The following is a 2,468-nucleotide window of genomic DNA, read 5'->3' on the forward strand; positions in this document are numbered from 1 at the left end:
GTCTTTCATAGAGAACGAGGCGATGCTATCGCAGGCAAGCCAGCTCCCACACAAGCCAGCTCCCACACAGGCCCGCTCCCACAAGGGTCTGTATACCGCCGACAAACTGTATTATTTGGAAACACCATGCCCAACATCCTCCTGGTGGAAGACGACGCCGCACTCTCCGAGCTGATTGCCAGCTACCTGGAACGCAATGGCTACCACGTCAATGTGCTCAGCCGTGGCGACCATGTGCGTGAACGGGCGCGCCTTAACCCGCCGGACCTGGTGATCCTCGACCTGATGCTGCCCGGTCTCGACGGCTTGCAGGTGTGCCGCCTGCTGCGTGCCGACTCGGCGGGCCTGCCGATTCTGATGCTCACCGCCCGCGATGACAGCCACGATCATGTGCTGGGCCTGTAGATGGGCGCCGACGATTATGTCACCAAGCCTTGCGAGCCACGTGTGCTGCTCGCCCGTGTACGCACCTTGCTGCGCCGCAGCAGTTTGTCCGAGCCACAGGTGGCCAACGACCAGATCGTCATGGGCAACCTGTGCATCGACCTGTCGGAGCGCACCGTGACCTGGCGCGAGCAGGCGGTGGAGCTGTCCAGCGGCGAGTACAACCTGCTGGTGGTGCTGGCCCGGCACGCCGGTGAAGTGCTCAGCCGCGACCAGATCCTGCAGCGTTTGCGCGGTATCGAGTTCAACGGCACCGACCGTTCGGTGGACGTGGCCATCTCCAAGCTGCGCCGCAAGTTCGACGACCACGCAGGCGAAGCGCGCAAGATCAAGACCGTATGGGGCAAGGGCTACCTGTTCAGCCGTTCCGAGTGGGAATGCTGATCCATGTTTCGTGTACTGCTGCGCCTCTACCTGGTCACCATCATTACCTTCAGTGCCGCGATATTCCTGATTCCCAAGTTGGTGATCCAGCTGTTTGAACACCGCTACATGGACTACAACATCGAGCAGACCCGTGGCCTGCAAAAGCTTATCGTCAAGCAGTATCTGCGTGCGCCGGTGGAGCATTGGTCGCACGTGACCGAGCAACTGAACCGGGATTTCGCGCCGCTGCAAGTCAAGTTGCTGCTGCGCCAGGACGCCAGCTATACCCCCGAGGAGGAGCAACTGCTGGAGCACGGCAAGCCGGTGATCCGCCTGGGCGAGTGGGGCTGGATGGAAGACATCAGTTCGCCGATCAACCAGCAGTTTGCGGTGAAACTGAGCATCCCCCCGGACCCGCTGGACATGAACCTGCTGTACTGGTCGATGAACGTGCTGATTGGCGCGGCCTTGCTCGCCTGCCTGCTGTTCTGGCTGCGCCCGCACTGGCGTGACCTGGAGCGCCTGAAAAGCACCGCCGCGCAATTGGGCCGGGGCAACCTCAGTGAGCGCACACAGATTCCCGCCAGCTCCAACATCGGCAGCCTGGCGTCGGTGTTCGACACCATGGCCGACGACATCGAAGGCCTGCTCAACCAGCAGCGCGACTTGCTCAACGCGGTGTCCCATGAACTGCGCACGCCGCTGACGCGCCTGGACTTCGGCCTGGCCCTGGCGCTGTCCGAAGACTTGCCCCAGGCCAGCCGCGAGCGCCTGCAAAGCCTGGTGGCGCATATACGCGAACTGGACGAGTTGGTGCTGGAATTGCTTTCCTACAGCCGCCTGCAAAACCCGGCGCAGTTGCCGGAGCGGGTGGACGTGGTGCTCGACGAGTTTATCGACAGCGTGCTGGGCAGCGTCGATGACGAACTGGAAAACCCCGAGATCGTCATCGACGTGGCGCTTGACTGCGCGGTGGAGCGTTTCAGCCTCGACCCGCGCCTCACGGCCCGGGCATTGCAGAACCTGTTGCGCAATGCCACGCGCTATTGCGACAAGCGCATTCAGGTTGGGGTCAAGGTGTGTGCCGATGGCTGTGAAATATGGGTGGACGATGACGGCATTGGCATTCCCGTGGAACAGCGCGAGCGTATCTTCGAACCCTTCTATCGCCTGGACCGCAGCCGCGACCGCGCCACTGGCGGCTTTGGCCTTGGCCTGGCGATCAGCCGGCGCGCCATGGAAGCCCAGGGCGGCACATTGACGGCCCTGGCCTCGCCCCTGGGCGGGGCACGGTTCAGGGTGTGGTTGCCCAGCGCAGGCTGATCAGAGCACTTTGACCGCGCGGCCGATGGCCTGGATCGGCCCGGTCGGCTTGCCGGTCGGTGAACCGTGAGGGTCTTCCAGGGTCAGCTCGAACAGCTGGTTGGGCGTGAGCGGCGGCAGCTTGTCCAGCGGCACCGAGAGCGTTTGCCCAGGCTTGACCAGCCCCAATGACACCGGAGCCTGCCAGCCATCGCCCTTGGTCCAGAATTGCAGGGCTTTGTCGCTCGGAACCTCCATCATCCCCAACGGAATCAGTTGGATCTGCTGGTCATGGCTGGCCTGGATCACCCAGCCGGGTGCCTGGTTCTGTGGCGCAACCAACACCACCACAAACG

General features: G+C 63.0%; 2 protein-coding genes and 1 pseudogene. 2 read left to right on the plus strand and 1 reads right to left on the minus strand.

The features are described from left to right. The first annotated feature begins 126 nt into the window (after nt 1-126). Both FEM54_RS30445 and FEM54_RS30450 read left to right on the plus strand, forming a co-directional pair. Nucleotides 127-828: pseudogene (locus FEM54_RS30445) on the plus strand (response regulator). Nucleotides 829-831: 3 nt separating this feature from the next. Further along, a complete protein-coding gene (locus FEM54_RS30450; RefSeq protein ID WP_099548239.1) occupies nt 832-2,133 on the plus strand; it encodes an ATP-binding protein in 1,302 nt (433 codons plus the stop codon). Here the strand turns inward: FEM54_RS30450 and FEM54_RS30455 are convergent. Further along, the coding region (locus FEM54_RS30455) for an anti-sigma factor (protein ID WP_171045942.1) at nt 2,134-2,468 on the minus strand (335 nt) is incomplete at its 5' end.

Source organism: Pseudomonas edaphica (assembly GCF_005863185.1).
GTDB lineage: Bacteria > Pseudomonadota > Gammaproteobacteria > Pseudomonadales > Pseudomonadaceae > Aquipseudomonas > Aquipseudomonas edaphica.